Origin of the sequence: Skermanella aerolata KACC 11604, from assembly GCF_000936425.1 — a bacterium.
Classification (GTDB): Bacteria; Pseudomonadota; Alphaproteobacteria; order Azospirillales; family Azospirillaceae; genus Skermanella; species Skermanella aerolata.
Genome location: NZ_AVFK01000059.1, coordinates 1 through 25965 on the forward strand (window position 1 = coordinate 1; position 25965 = coordinate 25965).

Here is a 25965-nt window from a genome sequence, read left to right on the forward strand (position 1 = left end):
CAGACCTGGTTGGCGCGGTCGATCGTCAGGCCGCCCAGCAGGTAGGGATACTTGGTGTGCTCGGGCGCCGCCTTGCTGGTGTTGGGGCGCTGGTAGATGGCCACCAGACCCATCAGTCGCATCAGGCGCTGCACCCGCTTGCGGTTGACGGCAAAGCCCTGGGTGGCCAGCCACGCCGCCATGCGGCGCGACCCGTAAAAGGGCCGCGCCAGGTACTGGCGGTCGATCAGTTCCATCAGCCGGAGATCGTCCGCGCTGACCGGAGCCGGGCGGCGGTAGACTGACGCCCGGCTGACATCCAGCAGGTGGCACTGGCGGCTGACGGACAGGGTAGGATGCGCACGGTCGATCATCGCGCGACGCTCGGCCCGGCCTACTTGCCGAGCCTCCTGGCCAAAAAATCATTCTCGACCTTCAACTGGCCGATCTGGCGGTAGAGTTCGCCGACCTGGACTTCGTTGGTCTTGTCGTCCCGCTCGCTGCTGCTCTCGAACACGCCGGCAGCACCCTCGAGCAGCGCCTTCTTCCAGGCATGGATCTGGCTGGGATGGACGCCATACTCGCCGGCCAGTTCGCCAACCGTGCGATCGCCCTTGAGTGCTGCCAAGGCCACCTTTGCCTTAAACGTCGCGCTGTGCTTCTGCCGAGATTGCTTCATGACTGCTCCTGTTTCTGAGCCGTTTATAGAAGCAGGACTCTCGCATCGTCACCTGTCTCAGATCCGGGGTCCATCTCACGCACCCAGGCTAAAATCGCGGAAGGCCAGGGAAGAGTGATCCTTTTGATGCTCCGCAGAATCAATCCGGAGGTGCCCCAGGACATCCTGACTGCCGTGGAAAAGGCAGACACGACGGACCTGGAGAAGATGACCCTCCTGATCATGGATCAGCCCTCATTCGAGGCTTTCAGGACCTCATTCTGCCAGTCCTGACATCCATCCGTGACCCTTGGAGATCCGCATCCATGCCAGACCACCCAAAACAGCCAAGCCGCGCCGTGAGGCAGATCGGCAGACCCGACGATCCCCTGGGCTACGACACTCGCGACTTCTGGGCGTGTGCCGCCCGAATGGCGGAAGACGCCCTGTCCGGCCGGAATGCCGAGGCGATGCGTGAGGAAATCCGCACGGTCAAGCAGCGCCTCGGCATGACATCCGTCAGGAACGGGGTTGCCGAACCTGAGGAGCAGGAGAGAGGCCCCGAGGCGAGACTCGACCAGATCCCCTGAAGGCAACGACGGCATATCGCGCCACCTTTTCCCAACACGCACGACGCGGCTTTTAAAAAGATCGCTGCACGCCGACGGCCGTCGTGGAATTCGCCAGCGGAAGCCGAAGTGCGCCGTCATGCTCAACTTGAAAATCCAGATATAGCAGCGTGGCAAAGCGCAATCAGCCGCCATCAAGAGAGAGGGGCCCTGCTCGCTTCAGTCGCTGACATCAGTGACAGCGTCCTTGCCTGCGCGGCCGAGGTGGCGTTATCGTTGATCAAGCGCCCGCGCATCCGCAGCTTGGGTCGGGTGATTTCAAAAACAATAATCCAGGAGCGCCTCATGTCGCAGCTTCGCCGAGCATCCGCCGAGCTTCTTGGCACATTTTGGCTTGTCTTCGGAGGGTGCGGCAGCGCCGTGTTCGCCGCAGCCTTTCCCGAGGTCGGAATAGGGCTGCTTGGGGTCTCGTTCGCATTCGGGCTGACGGTCCTGACCATGGCCTACTCGATCGGCCATATCAGCGGCTGCCATCTCAACCCGGCTGTCACCATCGGACTGTGGGCCGGCGGGCGGTTTCCAACCAAAGACATCCTGCCCTACCTGATCGCTCAGATCGTCGGCGCCATCATCGCCGCCGGCGCTCTCTACCTGATCGCGAGCGGCAAGGCGGACTACGATCTGGGGGTTAAGGGATTGGCAGCCAACGGCTTCGGCGCGGCATCGCCGGGCGGCTATTCGTTGGCCTCCGGAATAGCGATCGAGATCATCCTGACTTTCGGCTTCCTGATGATCATATTAGGCTCGACCGACACCCGTGCGCCCGCCGGCTTCGCTCCCATCGCCATTGGCCTGGGATTGACTCTGATCCACCTGATCAGCATCCCGATCACCAACACGAGCGTCAATCCGGCGCGCAGCACTGGTCCAGCCCTGATCCAGGGCGGCGTGGCACTTCAGCAGCTGTGGATGTTCTGGATGGCGCCGCTGATCGGCGGCGTGCTCGGCGGATTTGCATACCGCTGGCTGGCGGCGGAAGAAACGGTAGTCAAGCCCGCGATCACTGGCGAACCGACGGGACGGGTATCCAGGAAGGCTCACTGACCAGTCGCTGAAGTCGCCTGACCATCCCTTTATCCAGGGGTACGCCGGCGCATAGGCAATCAGCCCGTATCGATGTCGGACACGTTCATTGGATTGATGCATGATTTCTGACATCTGCAATCATCAATGACGGCGCCCTATGGGGGGTCGTGCCGGCACTGACTGGAGGCGTCCTCCGGAGCCGGCCTTCCCATGTGGGTCATCCCAGCTGGATGGCATAGGCAGGTGCAATCAAGGTGTTTGATCGCGCTGTCCGCGGAAGGCCTGAAGATAAGCGTCCCAGGTTGGTGACGTGACGTGTGGCACCGGGGACGGCAGGTTTCAAGAAAGCGGATTTCTGGCCCTGGAACGCTCCGTTCGGGTTATTCAGCTGTTGTCTTTGGAAGAGTTGGGTTTGAGAGGGCGTGGGGTCGAGTCCTGACTTTCATCCGTCCGCAATCATGCAGGAGGCTGGAATGCCGCAGCTGGTCAGGGGAGAGTGGGTGAAGGACGACATCGCCGCGAGCGAAATCAGGGACGGCGCGTTCCAGCGCGAGCCAACCCGGTTTCGCACCTGGATCACGTCGGACGGCAGGCTGGACGCCGAGGGGCGGCCGACACTGCCCGCCGAAGCGGGACGTTATCATCTCTACGTCTCGTACCTGTGCCCCTGGGCATCCCGCACCCTGATCTTCCGCGCCCTCAAGGGGCTGGAGGATCTGATTGGCGTGTCTGTTGCGGAGCCGGTGATTGGCGAGGACGGCTGGGTATACGCGACCGAACAGGACGGTGGAGAGGGCGTTGGGCGTTTCCGACACCACTACCGGCTCTACACCGCAAGCGACCCGAACTACACAGGAAAAGTCTCGGTTCCGGTGCTGTGGGACATGAGGGAGAGCCGCATCGTCAACAACGAGTCAGCCGACATCATCCGCATGCTCAACAGCGCCTTCGACCGGCTGACCGGCAACACACTCGATCTTTATCCCGAGCATCTCCGAGCTGAGATCGACTACTGGAACGACCTGGTCTACGCCACCGTCAACAATGGTGTGTATCGGTGTGGCTTCGCCAAATCGCAAGCCCGCTACGACGAGGCATTCGATGCCCTGTTCGCCACCCTGGATCGGCTGGAGGAGCGTCTGACAGTCAGCCGGTATCTGGCCGGGGAGTGGCTGACCGAGGCGGATTGGCGCCTGTTCGTGACCCTGGTGCGCTTCGATACAGCCTACCACGGCGCCTTCAAGTGCAATCTTCGGCGCATCGACGACTACCCACAGCTCTCGAACTACCTGCGCGAACTCTACCAGTGGCCCAGCATCCGGCAAACGGTGAACCTGGAGCACATCAAGGTCGGCTACTACACGAACCCAGCGATCAACCCGACCCTGATCATACCCAAGGGACCCGCGCTCGACCTTGACAGCCACCACGATCGCGACCGGCTTCCCGGCAAGAGTATCTGGCGGCGTGCGTGACAGAGACACCAAGCGCATGACAGTGCCAGCAGGAGGTTTTCATGACCGATATCTCTCAAACCGTTCGCCTTCTCGGCATGTCCGGCAGCATTCGCGGCCAGTCCTACTGCACGGCCGTGCTGCGGTCGCTCCAGGAAAGTCTGACCGGCAGGGTGGACCTGACGCTCTTTCCCCTCAACGACATCCCGCCCTACGACCCGGACCTTGACAGCGAGAACACACCACCATCAGCCCGGGACATGCGCCAAGCGATCATGGAAAGCGACGGCCTGATCGTCATCTCGCCCGAATATAACTACGGCATGTCGGGAGTGCTGAAGAACGCACTCGACTGGGCTTCGCGCCCGGCGATGCGATCGCCGGTCAAGGGCAAGCCGATCCTCCTCATGACAGCCTCGCCGGCCTTCACCGGCGGCGTGCGCGCCCAGCATGAGATGCGGGAAACTCTATCCAGCATGCTCGGGCGCGTCATCGCCCGGCCACAGGTGGTGATCGCCGGCGTGCACGAGAAGGTCAAAGATGGCCGCCTTGCCGATCCGGACACCTTGAACTTCGCTCTGGCTGCGGTGGACGACCTCCTCGCGGAGATCAGCCTGCTCCGCATGTCAATCGCTTAGCCTGACGTGTCGGCTGCAGGAAGCTCCCGGAATTATCATCCGTGGGGAATTCCTCGCAAACAATGTCGGGTTAAGCAAGTTCGGCACAGGAACCCGGACATAAGTCTATCTGGAGGAAGCTGGGAATGAGCAGGACGTCCGGAGACAAGGGACCTCTCGAACAGAATACCGACACGACGCGCCCTGCGGCTCCTTTCAGTAACGCCGACGGCGGCGCCACGAACGCCGGGAAAAGCCGCGCAGACGGGGCGCTCGTTCGCATCGCGCTGCGCTTCACCGCCTGGGCCGAGCGCTGGTTTCCCGATGCCTTCATCTTCGTCGCGATTGCGGTGGTTGTTGTGGCGGCCGGAGCGCTGGCCAACGGCGCCCCTGTGTCGGCAGTCACGAAGGCGTTCGGCGACGGGTTCTGGAGCCTCATCCCCTTTACCATGCAGATGGCGTTCGTCACCATCGGCGGCTACGTCGTTGCGACCTCGCCGCCGGCGCAGCGGCTGATCGACCAATTGGCCCTGGTCCCACGGACCGGCCGGAGTGCCGTCGGCTTCATTGCCGCCGTCAGCATGATCTCCTCGCTGCTCAGCTGGGGGCTCAGCCTCATTTTCGGCGGCCTCCTAGCCCGCGCCATCGCACGCCGCACCGAACTGCGCATGGATTACCGCGCCGCCGGTGCCGCGGCATATCTCGGCCTCGGAGCGACCTGGGCGCTTGGCCTCAGTTCGTCGGCGGCGCAGCTCCAGGCCAACGCCGCCAGCCTGCCCAAAACGCTGCTGCCGATCACCGGCGTTATCCCCTTTACCGAGACGATCTTCCTGTGGCAGTCGATGGTTCTGGCGCTTGTGCTGATCGTGATCTCGACTGTTATTGCGATCTGGTCTGCGCCCTCGGCAGGCAGCGCCGTGACCGCGCACGACCTCGACGTTGATCTCACCCAGCGCCAGGAGGATCTCCCGCCCCGCCAGCAGCCGGGCGAGTGGCTCGAGCATTCGCCGGTGCTGACGGTTCTGCTCGTGGTTCTCGCGATCGGCTGGCTCATCCAGGAGTTCACCCGTCAGAGTGCCATCGTCGCAATCTCGAATCTGAACACCTACAACTTCCTGTTCCTGATGCTGGGCCTGCTGCTGCATTGGAGGCCAAAGCGCTTCCTGAACGCGGTCGCGAAATCGGTGCCGGCGACAACCGGCGTACTGATCCAGTTCCCGTTCTACGCCGCCATCAGCTACGTCCTTACCGCGGCCAGGAACCCGGACGGCGCCTCGGTCTCGGATGTGATCGCACATGCCTTCGTGAGCGTGAACACGCACGACAGTTTTCCGCTGGCGATGGGCATGTACTCGGCCGTCCTGGGCTTTTTTGTCCCTTCGGGCGGGGGCAAGTGGCTGCTCGAAGCGCCCTATGTCATGCAGGCCGCCAACGAACTCAAGGTTCATCTCGGCTGGGCGGTGCAGGTCTACAACGCGGCCGAGGCTCTGCCAAACCTGATCAACCCTTTCTGGATGCTGCCGCTCCTCGGTATTCTCGGCCTAAGGGCGCGCGATATTGTTGGCTTTACTTTCCTGCAGCTCATAGCGCATCTTCCAGTAGTGCTGTTTCTGCTCTGGTTCTTCGCCAGGACCCTGACTTACGTACCTCCCATGATCCCGGGCTGACTGGCCAAACGCCTGAGTGCATCGTAACCTGGGGAGGTGCGGTAACCTCGGTGGTGGAAACGACGGGCCCGGAATCCTATCAGCCGGCACTTCTCCCGGCCTGTTTGTCGCCCAGGCGATCCTCGACGTAGAGCCGGAGCACCGCGACTCTCAGCAGGGCCGCCAGCGGCGTGGCAAGTGCAACCCCCAGGGCGCCGAAGAGTGCACCGAACAGCATCACGGCGGCGAGTGTGAGCACCGGGGACATGGCGACGACACGCCTCTGGATCATCGGTGCCAGCACGTAGCCCTCGAGGGTTTGAATAACGAGGTGCACACCCATCGCCCAGATGACCATCGACGTGCCCTGTGCCATGGCAGCGAGCAGGATCGGAATGGCGCCAATCACCGGGCCCAGGTATGGGATGAAATTGACGAGACCCGCCTGCAGGCCGAGCAGCAGAGCTCCCGGCACGCCGAGCAGCGCCAGGCCGATCCACGTCGTGACCGCGATCACGACCACGGCCCCAAGCTGCCCGACCAGCCACCAGCGCAGCACCTCGGCCATTTCGTCGAGGACTTCGCCGATACGGCGTCGGCGGTCCAGGGAAAACAGCCTTAGCGCGCCCTGCCGATAAGCCTCTGGATCGGCTGCCGCGAACAGGCCGATGAAGATCACCACAACGGCGGTGCCCAGCAGACCGGTGGCGAGGTTGAACGCAGTGTAGGCGTGCCCGAACAGGACGCCCGGGTCGGGCAGGAGGAGCTGACCCAGTGTGCGGGGACCTTCCGCTCCCGGCGGCGGCGTGATCCCCAGTGACCTGAGCTCACCTCTCAGAATCCGCAATTGTTCGCCGATGAGGCGGACAAGACTGTCCGCCTGCCCGATCAGACTGTAGCTGCTCCAAGCCAGAAGCCAGGCCGAGCCAAGCGCAAGGAGCACGCAGACGATGGCCAGCCTCCAGGGGCGGGCGATCGGAACCACGAAGGCTAGGCCGCGGGTGCAGGCATCAAGGAATGCAGCGAAGAGCAGGCCGGCGAAGATGAGGAGAAGAGTCCCGGCGGTCTGCCACGCCAGGAACAGCCCGGCACCTGCGGCCATGGCCACAAGGATGGAGGTCAGTGACCACCGCGAGGAGGTGTCCGGCCGACGGGTGCCGGCAGTATCGGGAGAGCGTACAGGCTCGTTCATGGTCGTTGTTCCTACTCAGCGCCGGCAAAGTCAAAGAATGATTTTGACGCTGCCCATCCCGTGGACCGTCCGAAGCGCGCCGGTAAACAGGGTGGCACGCTTGCGGGTGAGTGCGCGAGAGTGTTAGTGACTTGTTGAAGGTCGTGTGGCAGGCGATGGCAATGCCCTGTGGTAACTGCTGAACAGGGAGGTGGATGGACGTGACGGAGGGACAGATCGGCATCCTGGTTTCGTCCGCCGCAATCCTCGCGACTGCGGCGGCACTCTGGCGCCAACAGGTCTTGGGAATTATACCGCTCTCCGTCGTCGTAGCCTGCGTGCTCGGCGTCTCCGCTTTCCTCGTCCTGAGCTTCTGAGGGCCCATTGATGATGCGACGGATTTTAATAATCGACGAGTGGCTTTAATCCCTTTGCAGAATTGTATGATGTCGGAACTATAGGCAAATTCCAGGCATGTCTCCGCAAATCGCCAATACTGTTGTGGCCGAGCGTCTTCAGCAAGCGCGTGAGCGCGCTGGCTATGACAGCGCCGACCAGGTTGCAGCTGCCTTTGGCTGGCCTGATTATGCCGCCGACGAAAATGGCGAAGGAGCACTTTCACCGGTTCGAGCGAGGCTCTACGCCCACGCCTTCCACGTTGATCTGGAGTGGCTTTTGTCCGGAGACGAGAAAACAGCCTCCGGTCTGGACAGCGCAAGTGACGCCGCCTTCGTGTCCGCTACGCCTGCGAACGAACTGGCAGACCGGATTGACCGCCTTACAGCCGCCCAACAGGCCGCCCTGCTCGAATTCCTCCGTGCTCTGCAGGAAGACTGATCAAAGCCCAGTTCGAAAAATAGCTCCATGGTTTCAGGCAAACCGCTTGAATAGTTGCAGCGCAGAAACTTCGGGCGACACGATCTATCGAATGGAGCATACTGCCGCAGGCCTGCAGGGAGGACCAATGGCATGACCTCATTCCACCTGATCACAGATGATGAATTGGCCCGGTTCAGTGCGGTGCTGCGCGAGAACGGCTGGGGGGAAGAAGCTTTCGAACTTCAGGATGAGGAACTCGACCAGGCGCAAGCCGAGGTCGAGAACTGTACCGGCCAGGTCGGCATCAGGAACCTTGTCACCCAGGCGGTCGAGGTTTATCGCCTGGGACCAGGATGGGAATGGGTTGCCGATTTTTCCAGAGACCTCAGCAACGGCAAATTCGGTCAACCGCCTGGCACAACGCCGAGGATCTGAGTGGCGGTTCTGCGTTGATGACCCTCGGGGACACCTGATCCGTTGCTCACGTGGCCGCTAATGGGAGCATGCACCTAGTGGGGAAGACTTGCGTCCGATATCCACTGCGCATTTAGTTGCATTAGAAACTTATTGCTTGACAGACGGCAACCTGTCCGGGATAGTCCATCGGAATCTGCGGGAGAGAGAGGCGGCATATCGCCTCCGCCGAAGGCGCAAACTCCCATAATCGCTCAGGCATGCCGAACCGCAGAAACATTGTGCCGACTGGAGAGAGGCCGAGGCGCCATATTTAGTGCGCCCTGGCCCACCGAAGGGGCAGGCTCCGTCCGGAGCTGAAACTCTCAGGTAAAAGGACAGCGGGAGAGGCGCACAGGATCCGCAGCAAAGCGTGTCCTGTCTCTATCAGGAGTCTCCCCAGATGTACCCGCTGTTACCTTCAGCATCCATTCCGCCGCCGCTTCCCATGCTCGGGGGATCGACATGCTGATCGTCGTCTACCTGATCGCCATCACCGTCGAGGCGATGTCCGGCGCCCTCGCGGCCGGGCGCCGCAACATGGACATTTTCGGCGTCGCCGTCATCGCCTTCGTCACAGCACTGGGCGGCGGCACCATCCGTGACCTGGTTCTCGGCCACTTCCCCATCCGCTGGACCCAGCACCCGGAATACATTGTCCTGGTGATCTCCGCCGGGCTGCTGACCACCGTGATCGCACGCTACATGCATCATCTGAAGCGTGTTTTCCTGGTCCTCGACGCAATGGGCCTGATCGCGTTCTCACTGATCGGCTGCAGTGTCGCGCTGGCGATGGATTACTCCATCATCGTCGCTATCATGGCAGGGATGATGACCGGCATCTGCGGCGGCATGCTGCGTGACGTGCTGTGCAACCAGGTGCCGCTGGTGCTCCGGCGCGAACTCTACGCCAGCGTCTCGCTGGTCGTCTGCGTCCTCTTCATCGGCCTGCGCGAACTTGGCATCGACACCGACCTGAATACCGCTCTCAGCTTTGCCGGCGGCCTGACGCTCCGTCTGCTGGCCATCTGGGGCGGCTGGAAGCTGCCGACCTTCTCCTACCAGCAACGGTGGGATTGAACGGCTTGTCGCCTTGATCCAGCCTGGCACGGCTGCCGACCCGCTCCGAGTACGCCCGCGTGATCTCGGCACCGAACAGGAAAATGACCGCCGAGTAGTAGACCCAGAGCAGGATCAGCACGAACGAGCCTGCAGCACCGTAGGCTGATGTGACGCCGCTGGTACCGAGATACAGGCCGATCATCGACTTGCCGGCCGTGAACAGGACGGCGGTGATGGCGGCGCCGAGCCAGAGATCGGTCCAGGGTATTTGGGTATCGGGAAGAGCGCGATAGACGAGCGCGAACAGGATCGTGAAGACCACCAGCGAGCTGACGACGTTGGTGATCCAGACCACGACGAAGAGATCCGGCATCATGCCCTCGAACCACCGGCTGACGGCAGCCAGGATCGCACTCACGACCAGCGACACGATCAGGAGGAAACCGATCATCCCGATCAGAGCCAGACCCTTCAGCCGCATCATGACCAGCCACGTGATGGTCGAGGCGGTTGAGGCAATCGGCGGTGTCGCCTTCCAGATGCGGTTCAGCGAGGTTTGAAGCTCGACAAAGACCGTGGTCGCGCCAATCAGGATCGTCGAGATGCCGAAAATGGTCGCAATCGCCCCGGTTCTCGTATCATTGGCGCTGCTGGCAAGGCTCTGCAGCGTCGTGACGGCCTCGCTACCGATCAACCCCCCGATTTCCCCCATCAGCGCGTCCTGGGCGGCCTGCCGACCGATTACGAGCCCGGCGATGGCGGTGACCAGGATCACGAAGGGCGCCAGCGCGAAGATGGTGTAAAAGGCGATTGCGGCGCCGCGCGTCATGGCCTCGTCGTCGATCCAGCCCATGGCCGCATCGTAGAGTATGTCCCAGGCCCGCCTGATAAACCCCATGCACTGTCTCCGCAGCCGGGAAGAGGAGTCATCCTGCGCAAGGTAACATGCTCACGATGCCGGGTATCACGATCTTCATGGCAGGTGTCGTAAGTGGAAGACTTCGTCAATTTCGCAATTGGCTTTGTCTCTGGACGGCCTCGGGTATGTAGGTCGGCTCGCGCAACATCGACAAGCTGTTCCCGGAAGTTCGCTTCACGATCGTTTGCCGATCATCGGGCACCGGACTGGAAGGTTGCCAGCTCACCGGGCTTGCGCAGCATCTTGTCCACCTCACCCGCGTGCTGCTCCTCGGCATAAACCATCTGCCGCGCATACTCCTCCAGCATCACGGAATGACCCTCGACTACAGTCAGTAGTTCCTTGTAGAGGGCGAGCGCCCTTCCCTCGGTTTCCAGCGACTCCCGCATGATTGCGCCGATGTCATGCTGGTGGTTGTCGAGCAAGGGGCCGATGGTAAGAGAGGGATAGGCACCGAGGTGAGTGATCATCTCCCCGGCCTGCTGGGCGTGCAGGAGCGACTCGCTGGCCTGTTCGCGCAGCCATGACACGATCGGTATCCGATTGTAGCCATAAACCAGGAACGAGTAGTGGGTGTAACGCACCACTCCCGCCAGTTCGGCTTCCAGAATGCGGTTCAGGAGATCGACGACGTGATTTCTGTTCAGTTCTGCCATGATCGCTACTCCTTACAAACCCGACAGGGAAAGAATAGTCAGCACCCCCTGACTGCACGGCATTCTCGGTATCTGAAATCCAAAATGCCTGGTCCGGGAAAACGGCTTCGTGTCAGCGGGAGGAAGCCAGACTACGATGGCACGACGAGCCGGCTCCATCCACAGCTGATTTCCGATGCAGCCAGGATCAGCTGTCCAATCCTTCCGGTATTTTCCATCCCCACTCCCGGTATGCTTCGACGACCACGCTGGCCATGACTGTCGCTTCGTGCGACCGGTCACTGGCCCGGCGGCTCATGATGATCGGCGACGTGATGTTCTGCTCGATCAGTTCGCGGTAGACTACATCATCCCGGCGCAGGCGCTGCACCGAGGTCGGGACGATGCAGATGCCGACCTCCGCCGCGACCAGACCAATCGCCGTCTGCAGCTCGCGGGCCTCATGGGCGATGTTCGGCTCCAGACCCCGGTCGCGAAAGATCGAGATTACCTGATCGGCGTAGCTTGGGCGCGGCACCCGTGGGTACAGGATCAGCGCTTCGCCTGCCAGTTCCGCGAAGCTCAGTGATCCCTCCCGCTGCAAAAGAGGATGACTGAGCGGCAGGGCGACCACGAGTTGTTCCTCGCGCAGGACGTCGCGGCGCACCGCTGGGTCGTCAAGACGTATGCGGCCGAACCCGACATCGATCCGGCCATCCTTGAGGGCGGCGATCTGTTCAAGACTTGCCATCTCGACGAGGCTGACATCGACTCCTGGCGTTTCCGCGCGGAAACGCCGGATCAGGTTCGGCAGGGCCGCGTAGATGGTCGAGGCAACGAAGCCGATGACGTAGCGTGGCCGCTCCGCCTCGCGAAAGCGCCGCATCATCGCTCGCAGGTCGTCAATACGCTCCAGAACCAGGACCGCTTGCTCGTACAACAGGCGGCCGGCTTCGGTGAGGCGGACGGGACGACTGTCGCGGTCGAGCAGCGACATGCCCAATTCCGCTTCCAGGTCATGGATCTGGCGGCTCAGTGGCGGCTGGGCGATGCACAGCTTCTCGGCGGCCCGGGTGAAGTTCCGTTCCTGGGCAACGGTCACGAAGTAGCGCAGATGGCGGAGCTCCATCCCATACCCCCTGAGTATCAAACGAAACAAATTCGGTATTTCACATTCCATAAACCAAGGCGTAACCTTTGTTTGTAAGGGAGATCAAGGAGCGACCAAATAATGCATAAAGTCAATAGTATCGAGACTTTTCTGGTAGATTTGCCGACCATTAGGCCTCATGTTCTCTCGATGGCGACCATGAATCGTCAAACGATTGTAATCGTTTGCATTCATTGCTCGGACGGCATCATCGGCATCGGTGAAGGCACGACGATCGGCGGCCTGAGCTACGGCGAAGAAAGTCCGGAAAGCATCAAGCTTGCGATCGATACATACTTCGAACCCATTCTAAAGACTTGCGATCCCGCCCGGGTCGGCCAGACCATGGCGAAGATCGGGAAAGTCGTCGTCGGCAATCACTTTGCAAAGTCGGCGGTCGAAACCGCCCTGCTGGACGCCATGGGCAAGCGCGTCGGCTTGCCGGTCTCTGAACTGCTGGGCGGCCGTCATAGGGATGAGCTGCCGGTCGCCTGGACGCTCGCCAGCGGCGACACCGCCAAGGACATCAGAGAGGCCGAGCGGGTGCTGGACCTGCGCCGTCACAACATTTTCAAGCTGAAGATCGGCAAACGTACGGTGTCCGACGACGTCGCCCATGTGGCGTCGATTAAGAAGGCGCTCGGCGATAAGGCCAGTGTACGGGTCGATGTCAATCAGGCCTGGGACGAGGCCAGCGCCTCGCGCGGTTTAGCTATGCTCGAGGATGCCGGAGTGGATCTGGTCGAACAGCCAATCGCCAAGGCGAACCGCTCCGGGCTGGCGAGGCTGGCTGCCCGCTTCATCATCCCGATCATGGCCGACGAGGCCCTGCACGGACCGGACGACGCTTTTGATCTCGCGAGCAAAGCCGCGGCCGACGTGTTCGCGGTCAAGATCGCACAGTCCGGCGGTTTGCAGGCTGCTGGACGGGTGGGCGCCATTGCTGACGCCGCCGGCATCGGCCTTTACGGCGGCACGATGCTGGAGGCCGGTGTCGGCACGATCGCCTCAGCGCATCTCTTCGCGACATTCCCCCAGCTTGCCTGGGGCACCGAACTCTTCGGTCCGCTGCTCCTGACCGAGGAAATCCTGACGGAGCCGCTCGGCTACGGCGACTTCGCCCTGAAGGTTCCGGACAAGCCGGGCCTTGGCGTCGAGCTGGACCCGGATCGCATCGACTTCTTCCGCCGCGACCGCGCCGGAACACGGACGCACAGCTTTCCCGGGAAAGCGTAAAAACACAGCGTCCCGGAAAAGCAAGAAAAGCGTATTTGCCCGGTGAAGCGCAACGTCAGCAGTCAACTACAGCCATGGAGGAACAACAATGCTGTTCCAGGTCGAAATGGAAGTGCGCCTGCCGCACGACATGGCGCCCAGCGCCGCCGACGAACTGAAGCGCGTCGAGCGCGAACGTGCCCAGCAGCTGATGCGGGACGGCAAGTGGCGCCACCTGTGGCGTGTCGTCGGCCACTACTCAAACACCAGCATCTTCGACGTGACCAGTCACGACGAGCTGCACGCGATCCTGACGTCGCTGCCGCTCTTCCCCTTCATGACCATGAAGGTCACGCCCCTGTGCCGCCATCCCTCGTCGATCCGCGAGGACGACACCTGAGTTCGCAACCGGCGAAAAATCCAAAAATCAAAGCCAAGGGAGAGAAGCCATGCAAAAAGAACAGATCAAGCAGCTCGTGGACCGCATTACCGGTACCCAGATCAAGGAGCCCAACCAGCGGGTCAAGGCGATCGTCGATCGCATGCTGCTGGACCTCTTCAATGTTATCGATGATTTCGATGTCCAGCCGGAAGAGTTCTGGTCGGCGCTGAGCTATATGACCGAGCTTGGCCAGCGCAATGAATATTCTCTGCTTTCGGCCGGTCTCGGCATCGATCACTATTTCGATGTCCGGCTCGACGAGAAGGAAGCCCAGGTCGGCATCGAGCCGGGCAGCACGCCGCGCACCATCGAAGGACCGCTCTACGTCGCCGGGGCGCCGGTCTGCCACGGCGAGGCCCGGCTGGATGACGACACGGACAAGGGCGAAATCCTGTTCATGGACGGCCAGGTGACCGACACCCAGGGGCAGCCTGTCGCCGGCGCCCTGGTCGAGGTCTGGCACGCCAACTCGCTCGGCAACTACTCCTACTTCGACAAGTCCCAGAGCGCCTTCAACCTGCGGCGCTCGATCGTCACCGACGCCGAGGGGCGCTACCGCTTCCGCAGCATCATGCCGTCCGGTTACGGCTGCCCGCCCGACGGTCCGACCCAGAAGCTGCTCGATCAGCTCGGCCGCCACGGCCAGCGCCCGGCGCATATCCACTTCTTCGTGTCGGCCCCCGGCTTCCGGACGCTCACGACGCAGATCAACATCCAGGGCGACAAGTACATCTACGAAGACTTCGCGTTTGCTACGCGGGATGAATTGATCCCCGACGTGACGCACCACACCGACGAAGCGGCTCTGCGCGACAAGGGTGTCGATCGTCCGTTCGCCACGATCACCTTCAACTTCGCTCTGCCGCATGCAGTCGAAGGCGTGCCCAGCACCCTGATCGACCGGCCCCGGGCCGCAGCTTGACCTTGGCATCGCCCCTCTCGCTTTTGAGCGTGGGGGGTGGAACTGACAAAATCAACGGAGGAAGAACCATGGATACGCATCTCATGGAACGGCTCGAGACCGCCATCGTCGATGATAAGGAGAACGGCCTCTACCGCTGCCGGCGCGACGTTTTCACCGATCCGGAATGGTTCGAGCTGGAGATGAAGCACATCTTCGAGGGCAACTGGATCTATCTCGCCCATGAGAGCCAGATCCCCAACAAGAACGACTACTACACGACCCATATGGGGCGGCAGCCGATCTTCATCGCCCGCAACAAGAACAACGAACTGAACGTCTTCATCAACGCATGCAGCCATCGCGGCGCCATGCTGTGCCGCCACAAGCGGGCCAACAAGGCAACATATACCTGCCCGTTCCACGGCTGGACCTTCAACAACTCCGGCAAGCTGCTCAAGGTCAAGGACCCCGAGGGTGCTGCCTACCCCGAGCAGTTCAACAAGGACGGCTCCCACGATCTGACCAAGGTGCCCCGGTTCGAATCCTACCGTGGTTTCCTGTTCGGCAGCCTCAATCCCGACGTGCCGTCGCTGGCCGAGCATCTAGGTGAGTCCGCCAAGATCATCGACCTGATCGTGGACCAGTCGCCGGACGGGCTGGAAGTGCTGCGCGGATCGTCGTCGTACATCTATGACGGCAACTGGAAGCTCCAAACCGAGAACGGCGCCGACGGTTACCACGTCAGCGCGGTCCACTGGAACTATGCCGCCACCACTAGCCGGCGCAAGACGGCGGTCAACGTCGATACGACCCGCGCCATGGATGCCGGCGGCTGGGCCAAGCAGGGGGGAGGCTTCTATTCGTTCGAGCACGGCCACCTGCTGCTGTGGACCCGCTGGTCGAACCCGGAGGACCGGCCGCTCTACGAGCGCCGCGACGAACTGATCGCTGAGTTTGGCCAAGCGAAGGCGGACTGGATGATCGGGATTTCGCGCAACCTGTGCCTCTACCCCAACGTCTATCTGATGGACCAGTTCGGCTCGCAGATCCGCACGTATCGCCCGATCTCGGTCGATAAGACCGAAGTCACGATCTACTGCATCGCCCCGAAGAACGAGAGCGCCGAGGCCCGCGCCCAGCGTATCCGCCAGTACGAGGACTTCTTCAACGCCAGCGGCATGGCGACCCCCGACGACCTGGAGGAATTCCGCTCCTGCCAGATCGGCTACATGGGCAAGGCGGCGCCGTGGAACGACCTGAGCCGGGGTGCGGGACACTGGGTTCATGGCGCCGACGAGAACGCCGAAGTGATCGGCCTTCAGCCCGTGATGAGCGGCAAGCTGACCGAGGATGAAGGGCTGTTCGTCGTGCAGCACCAGTACTGGCAGGAAACCATGCGCCGTGCCCTCGAATCCGAAGGTAAGGCCGAAGCATCCGAGCAAAAGTCCTGAAGGGGAGGCTGACATGACGATCACGGCTGACAAGACGATCACGTACGAAAACCTGCTGGCCTTCCTCTATCGCGAGGCACGCCTGCTCGACGACAAGCAGTGGGAAGAGTGGCTGCAACTTTACGCCCCGGACGTCGAGTTCTGGATGCCGGCCTGGGACGACGACGGCACGCTGGTGACCAATCCTCAGCGCGAGGTCTCGCTGATCTGGTACGGCAACAAGGGCGGTTTGGAGGACCGGGTGTTCCGCATCAAGACGGAGCGGTCCAGCGCCACGTCACTGCCGGAGCCGCGCACCTCGCACAACATCAGCAATGTCGAGATCCTGGAGCAGCAGGATGGTGTCTGCAAGCTGCGCTTCAACTGGTTCACGCTGAACTTCAGGTACAAGCTGACCGACACCTATTTCGGATCCTCGTTCTACACGCTCGACACTTCGGGCGAACAGCCGCTGATCAAGAACAAGAAGGTCGTGCTGAAGAACGACTACATCCATCACGTCATCGATATCTATCACATCTGACCGAGTACATCCGATCAACAACACATAATCGGCAATTCTTGGATGGTGTGATCGGGAGGAGATGACCATGAGCTACAATATCGCGCTAAACTTCGAGGACGGGGTCACCCGTTTCATCCAGAGCAATCCCGGCGAGACGGTGGCCGATGCCGCCTACCGCCAGGGCATCAATATCCCGCTGGACTGCCGCGACGGCGCCTGCGGCACCTGCAAGAGCTTCTGCGAGTCCGGGCGGTACGACGGCGGCTCCTATATCGAGGACGCGCTGACCGACGACGAAGCGGAAGAAGGCTACTGCCTGACCTGCCAGATGAAGCCGGAAACCGATCTGGTGCTGCGGATCGACGCCTCGTCCGAGGTGTGCAAGACCCAGGTCACCGACTTCCAGGCCGAAGTCATCAGCATTGAGCAGCTGTCCGACAGCACGATCAGCCTGTCGCTCAAGGTCGAGGACGCCAGCCGGTTGCACTTCCTGCCGGGCCAGTATGTCAAGATACTGGTGCCGGGCGAGCTGGACAGCCGTTCCTACTCGTTCAGCTCGCCGCCGGGCTCTGACATTGCGACATTCCTGATCCGCAACGTGCCGGGCGGGATGATGAGCGGCTATCTGACCGAGCGGGCCAAGCCGGGCGACAAGCTGACCCTCAAGGGACCCTTGGGAAGCTTCTACCTGCGCGACACCAAGCGGCCGGTGCTGATGCTGGCCGGAGGGACCGGGTTGGCGCCATTCCTGTCCATGCTGGGCAAGGTGGCGGAAGGCGACTGTGACCACCCGATCCATCTGGTCTACGGCGTCACGACAGACGGCGATCTGGTCGAGGTCGAGACCATTGCCGAGTACGTCAAGAAGATCCCGAGCTTCACTTTTGCCACCTGCGTCGCCGACAAGGGCAGCAACCATCCGCTCAAGGGCTACGTCACCCATCATCTCGAGGCCAAGCACCTCAACGCCGGCGATGTGGACGTTTATCTCTGCGGTCCGCCGCCGATGGTCGAGGCGGTCCGGACGTTCTTCCGCGATCAGGGCGTCAATCCGGTGAACTTCCACTACGAGAAGTTCACGCCGAGCGAAGTAGGTGCGTCATGACCGGCGCAGGGCAAGCGAGGGGGCGTCCCGAGGGGCGCTTCCAGGGTAAGGTCATGGTTGTCACCGGTGCGGCCCAGGGCATCGGGCGCACCGTGGCCTTGGGGGCAGCCCGCGAGGGCGCCTCCGTGGTGCTGGTAGACAGGGCGGAGATCGTCCACGAGGTTCGGGCGGAGCTGGAAGGTAGCGGCTCTCAGGCTCTGGCGGTGACGACCGACCTGGAGAACTATTCCGGAGCCGACAGCACCATGGCGCAGGCGCTGGACCGGTTCGGCCGGATCGACATCCTGGTCAACAATGTCGGCGGCACGATCTGGGCCAAGCCCTATGCCGAGTACCGCGAGCCGGAGATCGAGGCCGAGGTCCGGCGCTCGCTGTTCCCGACGCTGTGGTGCTGCCGGGCGGTACTTCCCGCCATGCTGAAGCAGGGTGGCGGCGTCATCGTCAACGTCTCGTCGGTGGCGACGCGCGGTGTCAACCGGGTGCCCTATGCCGCCGCCAAGGGCGGCGTCAACGCGCTCACCGCCTCGCTCGCCTTCGAGTATGCCGAGCACGGCATCCGGGTCGTCGGCACGGCCCCCGGCGGCACCGAGGCCCCGCCCCGGCGCATCCCGCGCAACCCGACCGCGCAGGACGAGCGGGAGAAGGTCTGGTACCAGGGCATCGTCGATCAAACGATCTCTTCGAGCTTCATGAAACGCTACGGCACGCTGGAGGAGCAGGCGGCGCCGATCCTCTTCCTGGCGTCCGACGAGGCCTCCTACATCACCGGCACGATCCTGCCGGTCGCCGGCGGCGATCTCGGCTGAAGAAAGAAATCGTTACTTCATCGCGATCTCTCATAAGGCCGAGGAAAAAGACGAAAAAACGAATTACGGGGGAGACCATGACCAGGACGGTACTCGTCACCGGTGCGACCGCGGGCTTCGGCGAAGCGACGGCCCGACGGTTCTCAAAGGCCGGGTGGAACGTCATCATCACCGGCCGGCGCGCCGACCGCCTCGACAGGCTGAGGCAGGAACTGGGCGCCGAACGGGTCCATGCCTCGGTCTTCGACATCCGCGACGCCGGTGCGATCGACGCGGCGCTGGCGGCCCTGCCGGTACGGTTCCGTGGCATCGACGTACTCGTCAACAATGCCGGCCTGGCGCTGGGCACAGCTCCTGCTTTCGAGGCCGATCTCGAGCAGTGGCGGACCATGATCGACACCAACGTGACGGCACTGGCCACCATCACCTACCGGCTGCTGCCGATCCTGATCGAGCGGAAGGGCGCCATCATCAACATCAGCTCGGTCGCGGCCACATATCCCTATTCCGGCGGCAATGTCTACGGCGCCACCAAGGCTTTCGTCCGGCAGTTCTCGCTGGGCCTGCGGTCCGACCTGCATGGTAAGGGTGTCCGTGTCACCTCGATCGAGCCGGGCATGGCGGAAACCGAGTTCACGCTGGTGCGCACCGGCGGCAACGAGGCGGCGTCCGAGAAGACCTACCAGGGCGCTAACCCGATGACTGCCGAGGACATCGCGGAAATGCTGTTCTGGGTTGCCGACCTGCCGCCGCACCTCAACGTCAACCGGCTGGAGATCATGCCGGTCAGCCAATCCTTCGCCGGCTTTCAGATCGACCGCGAACCCGGCTGAACGCAATCCCGCCGGCTTTCGACCGCCGCCGGCAGGAAAACCATTTCGTCAAAGAACGTCCAAGGTCAACAGAACCTGGGCGCACCGCCTGAGGTGCGCTCGCACCAAACTCACGACAACAACAAACACGTGCAGGGAGAAGGGACATGGCGCCAACACGCCCCATTGACGTCCAGGACTTCATGAATCACCATAAGCTGTCGTCCTACCAGATCAGGATCATTGCGCTCTGCTTCCTGATCGTGGCGATCGACGGCTTCGACACCGCCGCGATCGGGTTCATTGCCCCGGCGCTGCGAGCCGAGTGGGGTGTCACGGCGGCTCAGTTGGCGCCGCTGTTTGGCGCCGGGCTGTTCGGCCTGATGGTTGGAGCCTTCATCTTCGGCCCACTGGCCGACAAGATCGGACGCAAGTACTCGCTCATCCTCACCGTGATCTTCTTCGGCGGCGCCAGCCTGGCTTCGGCCTGGTCCACCTCGATCACCGAGCTGACCATCCTGCGCTTCCTGACCGGCATGGGCCTGGGCGGTGCCATGCCCAACGCGATCACGCTGACCTCGGAGTTCTGCCCCGAGAAGCGTCGCTCGTTCCTGACGACCCTGATGTTCTGCGGTTTTACTCTCGGCTCGGCGTTCGGAGGTCTTGCCGCCGCTCAGATGGTAGCAGGGTATGGCTGGGAATCGGTCCTGCTGCTCGGCGGTATCCTGCCGCTGGCACTGGCCCCCGTGCTGTGGCTGACGCTGCCGGAATCGGTGCGTTTCCTGGTGCTCAAGAACGCGCCATCCGAGCAGATCACCGCGGTGCTCCACAAGATCGCCCCCGAGGCCGATCTCCGTGGTGCTTCTTATACCGGTGTCACCAAGCCCAAGGGCTCGCCGGTGCGGCAGCTGTTCCAGCCGGGGCTGGTGTCCGGCACCCTGCTGATCTGGCTCAGCTTCTTCATGAGCCTGCTGGTCTTCTACCTGCTGTCAAGCTGGCTGCCGACCGTGATCAGCAGCGCCGGCATGACGCTCAAGGAAGCAGCACTGATGTCGATGATGCTGCAGCTCGGCGGCACCGCAGGCGCCTTGCTGATCGGCGCCCTGATGGACCGGATCAACCCGCACACCGTGCTTGGCTCCTTCTACGCTCTGGCCGCCCTGTTCATCGCCCTGATCGGAAGCTCGACGGCGTCGCCGTGGCTGCTGTCCCTGGCCGTGTTCGGCACCGGGTTCTGCCTCGCTGGATCGCAGGTCGGCGTCAATGCGCTGGCCGCCGGCTTCTACCCGACCGCCAGCCGCGCCACCGGCGTTGCCTGGGCCAACGCGGTCGGCCGCAGCGGCTCGGTGCTGGGTTCGATGTTCGGCGGCGCCGTCCTGGCCAGCGGCCTGGGCCTTCCGGTCGCCTTCGCGATCGTCGGCATCCCGGCAGTGATCGCCGGCCTGTCCATGTTCCTCAAGGGGCGGCTGGCGCCGCAGCCGGTGCACCACACGGCACCGGGCGCTTACGATGGCCTCAGCACCGCGAAAGTCGCCTTGCAGCACTGAGGAAAACAATCGGGGAAGTGCCTGGCGGCTTCCAGCCGCCCTGCACCGCTGAGCTTAACTCAAGAAATGGAGGAAGATCATGAGGCCGGCCGTCATCACCGTCGCAATTACCGGATCGGTCCCGCGCAAGAAGGACAATCCCGCCTTGCCGGTAACCGTGTCCGAGCAGATCGAGTCCACCCACGAGGCCTTCGAGGCCGGCGCCTCGCTCGTCCACATCCATGTCCGCAATCCGGACGAAAGCTCGTCGTCGGACCCTGCCCTGTTCGCCCAGGTTCAGGAGGGTATCCGCAAGCACTGCCCCGGCATGATCGTCCAGTTCTCGACCGGCGGCCGGGGCCGCGATCAGGCGGCGCGCGGCAGTGCGCTTTACCTGAAGCCCGACATGGCGTCGCTCTCGACCGGCTCGGTCAATTTTCCGACCATCGTCTACGAGAACTCGCCGGCCCTGGTGGTCGATCTGGCGACCCGCATGAAGGAAAACGCCATTCTGCCGGAGATCGAGGTCTTCGACCTGTCGCACCTCCACGGCGCCCGCCGGCTGGTCGATGCCGGACTGATGAGCGAGCGCCCGCACGTGCAGTTCGTCATGGGCGTCAAGAACGCCATGCCGGCCGAGGAGCACCTGCTCGATATCCTGCTCGCAGCGATGAAGCGAGTCCTGCCGAACGCCACCTGGACAGCGGCCGGCATCGGCCGTCATCAGAGCCAGGTGATGCGCTGGGTGCTGGAGCGCGGCGGCGACGGCGTTCGCACCGGTCTGGAAGACAACATCCGCATCACCAAGGACCGTCTGGCCGGCAGCAATGCCGAACTGGTCAAGGTGGCCGTCGATCTCTGCGCCGAGTACGACGTTCGCCCGGCAACGCCTGTGGAAGCCCGGTCGATGCTGGGACTGGCGGCTTGAGGGTGAGGTTCATAGCTGCGGATGAATGGCAGGCGGGTTCGGAATACGACCCCACCTGCCCCGCCGACCAACAACGTAATCATGGGAGAAACCGGGAATGAGAAAAGTATATCCTGACGCGGCCTCGGCGCTGGCTGGGTTCCTGAAAGACGACATGACGATCATGGCGGGCGGCTTTGGCCTGTGCGGCATTCCGGAGACGCTGATCGAGGCCATCCGGGACAGCGGCGTCAAGGGCCTGACCGTGATCTCCAACAACGCCGGCATCGATAATGTCGGCCTGGGCGTGCTGCTGGAGACGCGCCAGATCAAGAAGATGATCTCGTCCTATGTCGGCGAGAACAAGACCTTCGCCAAGCAGTTCCTGGCCGGCGAGCTTGAGATCGAGTTCAATCCCCAGGGCACCCTGGCCGAACGCTGCCGCGCCGGCGGCGCCGGCATCCCCGCCTTCTTCACGAAGACCGGCGTCGGCACCCTGGTCGCCGAGGGCAAGGAGGTCCGCGAGTTCAACGGCGAGCAGTACGTGATGGAGACCGGGCTGGTCGCCGATCTGGCCGTGGTCCACGCCTGGAAGGGCGACACCGAAGGCAACCTCGTCTACCGCAAGACCGCGCGCAACTTCAACCCGATGATGGCGACGGCGGCCAAGGTCACGGTGGCCGAGGTCGAGAACCTCGTGCAGCCGGGCGAGCTGGATCCGGACCACATCGTCACCGCCGGCATCTTCGTCAAGCGCATCGTCCACGTGCCCGATGCCGAGAAGCGCATCGAGCAGCGCACCGTCCGCAAGCGCGCCTGAAGAGCCGAGCAACTGGCAACTAAGAAGAGGATCAAGACCATGGCATGGACACGTGAGGAAATGGCGGCGCGCGCCGCCAAGGAACTGCAGGACGGCTTCTACGTCAATTTGGGCATCGGCATCCCGACGCTGGTCGCCAACTACATCCCCGACGGCATCGAGGTCACGCTCCAGAGCGAGAACGGCATGCTCGGCATGGGTCCCTTCCCGTTCGAGGGCGAGGAAGACCCCGACCTGATCAACGCCGGCAAGCAGACCATCACCGAGTTGCAGAAGACCAGCTACTTCAGCAGCGCCGACAGCTTCGGCATGATCCGGGGCGGCCATATCGACCTGTCGATCCTGGGCGCCATGCAGGTCGCCGCCAATGGCGACCTGGCCAACTGGATGATCCCGGGCAAGATGGTCAAGGGCATGGGCGGCGCCATGGACCTGGTTGCCGGCGTCAAGAAGGTCGTCGTCGTCATGGAGCACGCCTCCAAAGACGGCGCGCCGAAGATCCTGAAGCAGTGCACCCTGCCGCTGACCGGGACCGGCGTGGTCGATCTGATCATCACCGACATGGGCGTATTCCAGGTCGATGAAACCGGCGGCGGCCTGACCCTGATCGAGATCGCTCCCGGCGTCACCGTGGACGACATCAAGGCCAGGACCGAGGCGGAGTTCAAGGTGGCGGTCTGACACCCGATAGTTTTTTGAAAAGGCAGACCAGCGGATCATCCAAGGTCTGACCTTCCCGATATCCAGGAAATACACCTGGGAAAGGTGGTTCCATGCCTTCGATCACCGTCAACGACGTCGATCTGCACTACGCGCTGAGTGGTCCCGAGGGAGCGCCCGTCGTGGCCTTTTCCAACTCGATCGGCACCACGCTGGAAATGTGGGATGCGCAGGCAGAAGCACTGTCCGGGCATTACCGCTGCCTGCGCTACGATACCCGCGGCCATGGCCGGTCCTCGACCGGTGACCGTTCCATCGCCATCAACGATCTCGCCGATGATCTGGCTGGTCTGCTTGATGCTCTCGGGCTGCCGAATGCTCACATCGTTGGCCTGTCGCTCGGTGGCATGACGGCGCAGGCCTTCACGCTGCGCTATCCGGAGCGGGTCACAAGTCTTACCCTAATGGCGACCGCGGCTTACCTGCCGCCGGCCGAGGCCTGGGAACAGCGTGCCGTGACGGTGTGCCGGGATGGCATGGCGGCGATCAGCGATGCCGTTATTGCCCGCTGGTTCACGCCTCCATACCCGGAGGCCTTCCCGCAAAAGGTGGCATCGGTGCGCGACCGCTTCCTGCAGATGGATCCGGGCGGCTACGCGGCCTGCTGCCGGGTCATCCGGGACATGGATCTGCGGCACGATATCGGGCTGATCACCACGCCGACCCTTATCATCGCCGGGGCTGATGATCTGGCAACGCCGGTCGCACTGATGGAGGACATCCGCGCGCGCATTGCTGGCTCCGAACTCGTGATCCTGCCGAATGCCGCCCACATCCTGGCGATCGAGCAGGCCGACCGCGTCAATCGGCACCTGCTCAGCTTCCTCGGTGCCGTAGCGGCCTAGACCAGGCATTCACGCACACCCGATCGTGCCAGAGGATGATCATGCAAAAACCTGCCGCCGGTAGCGAAAATACGGAAATTCCAGGAAAACCGACACTGAGCCGGGACTGGTCGGTGTCCGCCATCGCGGCCGGATTTCTCGCCGTGCTGATCTCATACTCAGGCCCGGCGGTGATCTTCTTCCAAGCGGCGGACGTCGCCCATGTGTCCGGCGACATGATCGCTTCATGGATATGGGGCATTTCGATCGGCGCCGGGGTGTCGGGCCTCCTTCTGAGCTGGGCCTTGAGGGTGCCGGTCATCACGGCGTGGTCGGCGCCGGGAACAGCATTGCTGATCACGCTGTTTCCCGCCATCACGCTCAATCAGGCGGTGGGCGCCTACATCACAGCCGCTGTCATCATCCTGCTGATCGGTGTTTCCGGATCCTTCGACAGAATCATGCGGCGCATTCCGCCGGGCATCGCCGCGGGCATGATGGCCGGCATTCTGTTCCAGTTCGGGGTCAACGCCTTCAAGTCGGCCTCCACCATGCCGACGCTGACATTCGGAATGGTGATCGCCTATGTCGTGTTCCGCCGCCTGGTGCCGCGCTACTCCATCGTTCTGGTTCTCGCATCCGGCGTCATCCTGGCGATGCTGCTGGGCACCACCAACATCGGCGGCCTCGAACTGCAGCTGACGACACCGGTGTTCATCATCCCGGAATGGACCTGGGGCACCACCCTGAGCCTGGCCCTTCCTCTGGTGCTGGTGAGTTTGACGGGGCAGTTTCTGCCCGGCATGGCGATCCTGCACCTGTCCGGCTACCGTACGCCGGCGCGGCCGATCATTGCAGCCACCAGCCTGGCATCCCTTGGGGTGGCGTTTTTCGGCGGCATAACCATCGTCGTCGCGGCTATCACCGCCGCGCTGTGCACAGGCAGGGATGCCCACGAGGATCCTGCCAAGCGCTACATCGCGGGGATCGCCAATGGCGTGTTCTACCTGATCGGCGGGACTTTCGCCGGCACGATCGTGATGGTCTTCACCGCCCTGCCCAGGGAGTTCATCGCCGTCCTTGCCGGCCTTGCCCTGATCGGCGCCATCGCCGCCAACGTCACGGCGGTGGTGCGGGAGGAGGATCATCGCGAGGCCTCCGTCATCACCTTCCTGGCAACCGCATCGGGCATGAGCTTCCTGGGCCTGGGTTCCGCCTTCTGGGGCGTGGTGATCGGAGGTTTTGCGTACCTGGTGCTCAATAAAGCGTAGCATTCCAGGCGACCCAGCCTCCGAACATTACTGGGGTACGATCAACAATAAAGGAAGCGCCATGTCTATTGAACAGAGCGAGGACCGTCATCGGCAGATGCTCCGGGCACCTCCGTCCTGGAGACGTGATCCATCCGGATAATAGACCCATAAACGATGGCAGGGCCTGCGGGCCCGGTCACACCCGTCGGAGGAATCCCCATGTCGAACGGCAGCCGACCGCTTTCACCTCATCTGCAGATCTACCGACCCCAGATCACATCCGTCCTCTCGATCTCCCACCGGGCCACCGGCATCGCCTTGGCCGTCGGCGCAGTCATGCTGGTCTGGTGGCTGCTCGCCGCCGCGCAAGGGCCGGAGAGCTACGCGCGGGCTGCCGGGTTCCTGGGGTCGTTCTTCGGCCTTCTGTTCCTGTTCGGCTGGACTTATGCCCTGTGGT

Annotated in this window: 31 protein-coding genes and 1 riboswitch; of the genes, 25 read left to right on the forward strand and 6 right to left on the reverse strand. The window is 62.7% G+C overall.

Annotation, left to right across the window (positions count from 1 at the left end; genetic code table 11):
• Both N826_RS34620 and N826_RS34625 read right to left on the reverse strand, forming a co-directional pair.
• A partial coding sequence (locus tag N826_RS34620; protein ID WP_044436650.1) for an IS3 family transposase occupies positions 1 to 353 on the reverse strand: 353 nt, incomplete at its 3' end.
• A 20-nt stretch (positions 354 to 373) separates the two neighbouring features.
• A complete protein-coding gene (locus N826_RS34625; RefSeq protein WP_044436652.1) occupies positions 374 to 658 on the reverse strand; it encodes a transposase in 285 nt (94 codons plus the stop codon).
• A 126-nt stretch (positions 659 to 784) separates the two neighbouring features.
• Between N826_RS34625 and N826_RS43780 the strand changes: the two genes are divergently transcribed.
• The 6 genes from N826_RS43780 to N826_RS34650 all read left to right on the forward strand — a co-directional run bounded on the left by N826_RS43780 (position 785) and on the right by N826_RS34650 (position 6030).
• Positions 785 to 931, forward strand: coding sequence for a hypothetical protein (locus N826_RS43780; protein WP_157599400.1), 147 nt, complete (start codon positions 785 to 787; stop codon positions 929 to 931).
• A 32-nt stretch (positions 932 to 963) separates the two neighbouring features.
• Positions 964 to 1227: a hypothetical protein gene (locus N826_RS34630; protein ID WP_044436654.1), complete on the forward strand. Its 264-nt coding sequence runs from the start codon at positions 964 to 966 to the stop codon at positions 1225 to 1227.
• A 108-nt stretch (positions 1228 to 1335) separates the two neighbouring features.
• Positions 1336 to 2310 (forward strand): aquaporin Z, encoded by a 975-nt coding sequence (gene aqpZ / locus N826_RS34635; protein ID WP_244619762.1) that lies wholly within the window; start codon positions 1336 to 1338, stop codon positions 2308 to 2310.
• Between the two features lie 455 nt (positions 2311 to 2765).
• Positions 2766 to 3767: a glutathione S-transferase family protein gene (locus tag N826_RS34640; protein ID WP_044436658.1), complete on the forward strand. Its 1002-nt coding sequence runs from the start codon at positions 2766 to 2768 to the stop codon at positions 3765 to 3767.
• A gap of 41 nt (positions 3768 to 3808) precedes the next feature.
• Positions 3809 to 4384, forward strand: coding sequence for an NADPH-dependent FMN reductase (locus N826_RS34645; RefSeq protein WP_044436660.1), 576 nt, complete (start codon positions 3809 to 3811; stop codon positions 4382 to 4384).
• Positions 4385 to 4509: 125 nt separating this feature from the next.
• Positions 4510 to 6030, forward strand: a complete 1521-nt coding sequence (locus N826_RS34650; protein WP_084721448.1) for a short-chain fatty acid transporter — start codon at positions 4510 to 4512, stop codon at positions 6028 to 6030.
• 79 nt (positions 6031 to 6109) lie between these two features.
• Here the strand turns inward: N826_RS34650 and N826_RS34655 are convergent, their stop codons facing one another.
• Positions 6110 to 7201 carry an AI-2E family transporter gene (locus N826_RS34655; protein ID WP_044436662.1) on the reverse strand — a complete coding sequence of 364 codons (1092 nt, stop codon included), beginning with the start codon at positions 7199 to 7201 and terminating at the stop codon, positions 6110 to 6112.
• A gap of 200 nt (positions 7202 to 7401) precedes the next feature.
• Here N826_RS34655 and N826_RS43785 point away from each other — a divergent pair, with 200 nt between their 5' ends.
• From N826_RS43785 to N826_RS34670, 4 genes are all read left to right on the forward strand, one after another.
• Positions 7402 to 7557, forward strand: coding sequence for a hypothetical protein (locus N826_RS43785; RefSeq protein ID WP_157599401.1), 156 nt, complete (start codon positions 7402 to 7404; stop codon positions 7555 to 7557).
• Positions 7558 to 7654: 97 nt separating this feature from the next.
• Entirely contained in the window at positions 7655 to 8017 is a 363-nt protein-coding gene (locus N826_RS40925) for a helix-turn-helix domain-containing protein (protein ID WP_052832603.1), read from the forward strand.
• Between the two features lie 132 nt (positions 8018 to 8149).
• The gene (locus N826_RS34665; protein WP_044436664.1) at positions 8150 to 8434 is read left to right on the forward strand and encodes a hypothetical protein; all 285 of its coding nucleotides are present in this window, start codon (positions 8150 to 8152) and stop codon (positions 8432 to 8434) included.
• A gap of 168 nt (positions 8435 to 8602) precedes the next feature.
• Positions 8603 to 8694, forward strand: a riboswitch (glycine riboswitch).
• Between the two features lie 223 nt (positions 8695 to 8917).
• Positions 8918 to 9532 (forward strand): trimeric intracellular cation channel family protein, encoded by a 615-nt coding sequence (locus N826_RS34670; RefSeq protein ID WP_044436666.1) that lies wholly within the window; start codon positions 8918 to 8920, stop codon positions 9530 to 9532.
• On the opposite strand, the gene N826_RS34675 is transcribed toward N826_RS34670, so the two are convergent.
• The 3 genes from N826_RS34675 to N826_RS34685 form a co-directional block, all read right to left on the reverse strand.
• Complete coding sequence (locus N826_RS34675) at positions 9441 to 10412, reverse strand: YihY/virulence factor BrkB family protein (RefSeq protein ID WP_052832605.1); 972 nt, start codon at positions 10410 to 10412, stop codon at positions 9441 to 9443. The genes N826_RS34670 and N826_RS34675 overlap by 92 nt on opposite strands.
• 212 nt (positions 10413 to 10624) lie before the next feature.
• Positions 10625 to 11089 (reverse strand): ferritin-like domain-containing protein, encoded by a 465-nt coding sequence (locus tag N826_RS34680; RefSeq protein WP_044436668.1) that lies wholly within the window; start codon positions 11087 to 11089, stop codon positions 10625 to 10627.
• Positions 11090 to 11276: 187 nt separating this feature from the next.
• Positions 11277 to 12197 (reverse strand): LysR family transcriptional regulator, encoded by a 921-nt coding sequence (locus N826_RS34685; RefSeq protein ID WP_044436669.1) that lies wholly within the window; start codon positions 12195 to 12197, stop codon positions 11277 to 11279.
• A 102-nt stretch (positions 12198 to 12299) separates the two neighbouring features.
• On the opposite strand from N826_RS34685, the gene N826_RS34690 reads away from it, so the two are divergent.
• From N826_RS34690 to sdhC, 15 genes are all read left to right on the forward strand, one after another.
• Positions 12300 to 13454 carry a muconate/chloromuconate family cycloisomerase gene (locus N826_RS34690; RefSeq protein WP_044436671.1) on the forward strand — a complete coding sequence of 385 codons (1155 nt, stop codon included), beginning with the start codon at positions 12300 to 12302 and terminating at the stop codon, positions 13452 to 13454.
• 88 nt (positions 13455 to 13542) lie between these two features.
• Positions 13543 to 13833: a muconolactone Delta-isomerase gene (gene catC / locus N826_RS34695; RefSeq protein WP_044436673.1), complete on the forward strand. Its 291-nt coding sequence runs from the start codon at positions 13543 to 13545 to the stop codon at positions 13831 to 13833.
• 49 nt (positions 13834 to 13882) lie between these two features.
• Entirely contained in the window at positions 13883 to 14797 is a 915-nt protein-coding gene (gene catA, locus N826_RS34700; protein ID WP_044436674.1) for a catechol 1,2-dioxygenase, read from the forward strand.
• Positions 14798 to 14865: 68 nt separating this feature from the next.
• Positions 14866 to 16230, forward strand: a complete 1365-nt coding sequence (gene benA / locus N826_RS34705) for a benzoate 1,2-dioxygenase large subunit (RefSeq protein ID WP_044436676.1) — start codon at positions 14866 to 14868, stop codon at positions 16228 to 16230.
• A gap of 13 nt (positions 16231 to 16243) precedes the next feature.
• The gene (benB, locus tag N826_RS34710) at positions 16244 to 16753 is read left to right on the forward strand and encodes a benzoate 1,2-dioxygenase small subunit (RefSeq protein WP_044436677.1); all 510 of its coding nucleotides are present in this window, start codon (positions 16244 to 16246) and stop codon (positions 16751 to 16753) included.
• A gap of 67 nt (positions 16754 to 16820) precedes the next feature.
• On the forward strand, positions 16821 to 17840 hold the full coding sequence (benC, locus tag N826_RS34715) for a benzoate 1,2-dioxygenase electron transfer component BenC (protein WP_044436679.1): 1020 nt from the start codon (positions 16821 to 16823) through the stop codon (positions 17838 to 17840).
• On the forward strand, positions 17837 to 18646 hold the full coding sequence (locus N826_RS34720; protein WP_044436680.1) for a 1,6-dihydroxycyclohexa-2,4-diene-1-carboxylate dehydrogenase: 810 nt from the start codon (positions 17837 to 17839) through the stop codon (positions 18644 to 18646). Before benC ends, N826_RS34720 begins: the two co-directional genes overlap by 4 nt.
• A gap of 77 nt (positions 18647 to 18723) precedes the next feature.
• Positions 18724 to 19479: an SDR family NAD(P)-dependent oxidoreductase gene (locus N826_RS34725; RefSeq protein ID WP_044436682.1), complete on the forward strand. Its 756-nt coding sequence runs from the start codon at positions 18724 to 18726 to the stop codon at positions 19477 to 19479.
• 146 nt (positions 19480 to 19625) lie between these two features.
• Positions 19626 to 21005 carry an MFS transporter gene (locus tag N826_RS34730; RefSeq protein ID WP_044436684.1) on the forward strand — a complete coding sequence of 460 codons (1380 nt, stop codon included), beginning with the start codon at positions 19626 to 19628 and terminating at the stop codon, positions 21003 to 21005.
• Between the two features lie 79 nt (positions 21006 to 21084).
• Positions 21085 to 21912, forward strand: a complete 828-nt coding sequence (locus tag N826_RS34735) for a 3-oxoadipate:acetyl-CoA acetyltransferase (RefSeq protein WP_044436686.1) — start codon at positions 21085 to 21087, stop codon at positions 21910 to 21912.
• A 97-nt stretch (positions 21913 to 22009) separates the two neighbouring features.
• Entirely contained in the window at positions 22010 to 22711 is a 702-nt protein-coding gene (locus tag N826_RS34740) for a CoA transferase subunit A (protein ID WP_044436687.1), read from the forward strand.
• A 39-nt stretch (positions 22712 to 22750) separates the two neighbouring features.
• Entirely contained in the window at positions 22751 to 23392 is a 642-nt protein-coding gene (locus tag N826_RS34745) for a CoA transferase subunit B (protein ID WP_044436689.1), read from the forward strand.
• A gap of 92 nt (positions 23393 to 23484) precedes the next feature.
• Positions 23485 to 24276, forward strand: coding sequence for a 3-oxoadipate enol-lactonase (gene pcaD, locus N826_RS34750; protein ID WP_044436691.1), 792 nt, complete (start codon positions 23485 to 23487; stop codon positions 24274 to 24276).
• 41 nt (positions 24277 to 24317) lie between these two features.
• A complete protein-coding gene (locus N826_RS34755) occupies positions 24318 to 25526 on the forward strand; it encodes a benzoate/H(+) symporter BenE family transporter (protein ID WP_084721449.1) in 1209 nt (402 codons plus the stop codon).
• A 201-nt stretch (positions 25527 to 25727) separates the two neighbouring features.
• Positions 25728 to 25965, forward strand: a 238-nt coding sequence (gene sdhC, locus N826_RS34760; RefSeq protein ID WP_044436694.1) for a succinate dehydrogenase, cytochrome b556 subunit, incomplete at its 3' end; no start/stop codon positions are given.

Coding starts and splice junctions, on each gene's coding strand:
- N826_RS34625 (WP_044436652.1), bottom strand. CDS start 658: ATGAAGCAATCTCGGCAGAAGCACAGCGCGACGTTTAAGGCAAAGGTG.
- N826_RS43780 (WP_157599400.1), top strand. CDS start 785: ATGCTCCGCAGAATCAATCCGGAGGTGCCCCAGGACATCCTGACTGCC.
- N826_RS34630 (WP_044436654.1), top strand. CDS start 964: ATGCCAGACCACCCAAAACAGCCAAGCCGCGCCGTGAGGCAGATCGGC.
- N826_RS34640 (WP_044436658.1), top strand. CDS start 2,766: ATGCCGCAGCTGGTCAGGGGAGAGTGGGTGAAGGACGACATCGCCGCG.
- N826_RS34645 (WP_044436660.1), top strand. CDS start 3,809: ATGACCGATATCTCTCAAACCGTTCGCCTTCTCGGCATGTCCGGCAGC.
- N826_RS34650 (WP_084721448.1), top strand. CDS start 4,510: ATGAGCAGGACGTCCGGAGACAAGGGACCTCTCGAACAGAATACCGAC.
- N826_RS34655 (WP_044436662.1), bottom strand. CDS start 7,201: ATGAACGAGCCTGTACGCTCTCCCGATACTGCCGGCACCCGTCGGCCG.
- N826_RS40925 (WP_052832603.1), top strand. CDS start 7,655: ATGTCTCCGCAAATCGCCAATACTGTTGTGGCCGAGCGTCTTCAGCAA.
- N826_RS34665 (WP_044436664.1), top strand. CDS start 8,150: ATGACCTCATTCCACCTGATCACAGATGATGAATTGGCCCGGTTCAGT.
- N826_RS34670 (WP_044436666.1), top strand. CDS start 8,918: ATGCTGATCGTCGTCTACCTGATCGCCATCACCGTCGAGGCGATGTCC.
- N826_RS34675 (WP_052832605.1), bottom strand. CDS start 10,412: ATGGGGTTTATCAGGCGGGCCTGGGACATACTCTACGATGCGGCCATG.
- N826_RS34680 (WP_044436668.1), bottom strand. CDS start 11,089: ATGGCAGAACTGAACAGAAATCACGTCGTCGATCTCCTGAACCGCATT.
- N826_RS34685 (WP_044436669.1), bottom strand. CDS start 12,197: ATGGAGCTCCGCCATCTGCGCTACTTCGTGACCGTTGCCCAGGAACGG.
- N826_RS34690 (WP_044436671.1), top strand. CDS start 12,300: ATGCATAAAGTCAATAGTATCGAGACTTTTCTGGTAGATTTGCCGACC.
- catC (WP_044436673.1), top strand. CDS start 13,543: ATGCTGTTCCAGGTCGAAATGGAAGTGCGCCTGCCGCACGACATGGCG.
- catA (WP_044436674.1), top strand. CDS start 13,883: ATGCAAAAAGAACAGATCAAGCAGCTCGTGGACCGCATTACCGGTACC.
- benA (WP_044436676.1), top strand. CDS start 14,866: ATGGATACGCATCTCATGGAACGGCTCGAGACCGCCATCGTCGATGAT.
- benB (WP_044436677.1), top strand. CDS start 16,244: ATGACGATCACGGCTGACAAGACGATCACGTACGAAAACCTGCTGGCC.
- benC (WP_044436679.1), top strand. CDS start 16,821: ATGAGCTACAATATCGCGCTAAACTTCGAGGACGGGGTCACCCGTTTC.
- N826_RS34720 (WP_044436680.1), top strand. CDS start 17,837: ATGACCGGCGCAGGGCAAGCGAGGGGGCGTCCCGAGGGGCGCTTCCAG.
- N826_RS34725 (WP_044436682.1), top strand. CDS start 18,724: ATGACCAGGACGGTACTCGTCACCGGTGCGACCGCGGGCTTCGGCGAA.
- N826_RS34730 (WP_044436684.1), top strand. CDS start 19,626: ATGGCGCCAACACGCCCCATTGACGTCCAGGACTTCATGAATCACCAT.
- N826_RS34735 (WP_044436686.1), top strand. CDS start 21,085: ATGAGGCCGGCCGTCATCACCGTCGCAATTACCGGATCGGTCCCGCGC.
- N826_RS34740 (WP_044436687.1), top strand. CDS start 22,010: ATGAGAAAAGTATATCCTGACGCGGCCTCGGCGCTGGCTGGGTTCCTG.
- N826_RS34745 (WP_044436689.1), top strand. CDS start 22,751: ATGGCATGGACACGTGAGGAAATGGCGGCGCGCGCCGCCAAGGAACTG.
- pcaD (WP_044436691.1), top strand. CDS start 23,485: ATGCCTTCGATCACCGTCAACGACGTCGATCTGCACTACGCGCTGAGT.
- N826_RS34755 (WP_084721449.1), top strand. CDS start 24,318: ATGCAAAAACCTGCCGCCGGTAGCGAAAATACGGAAATTCCAGGAAAA.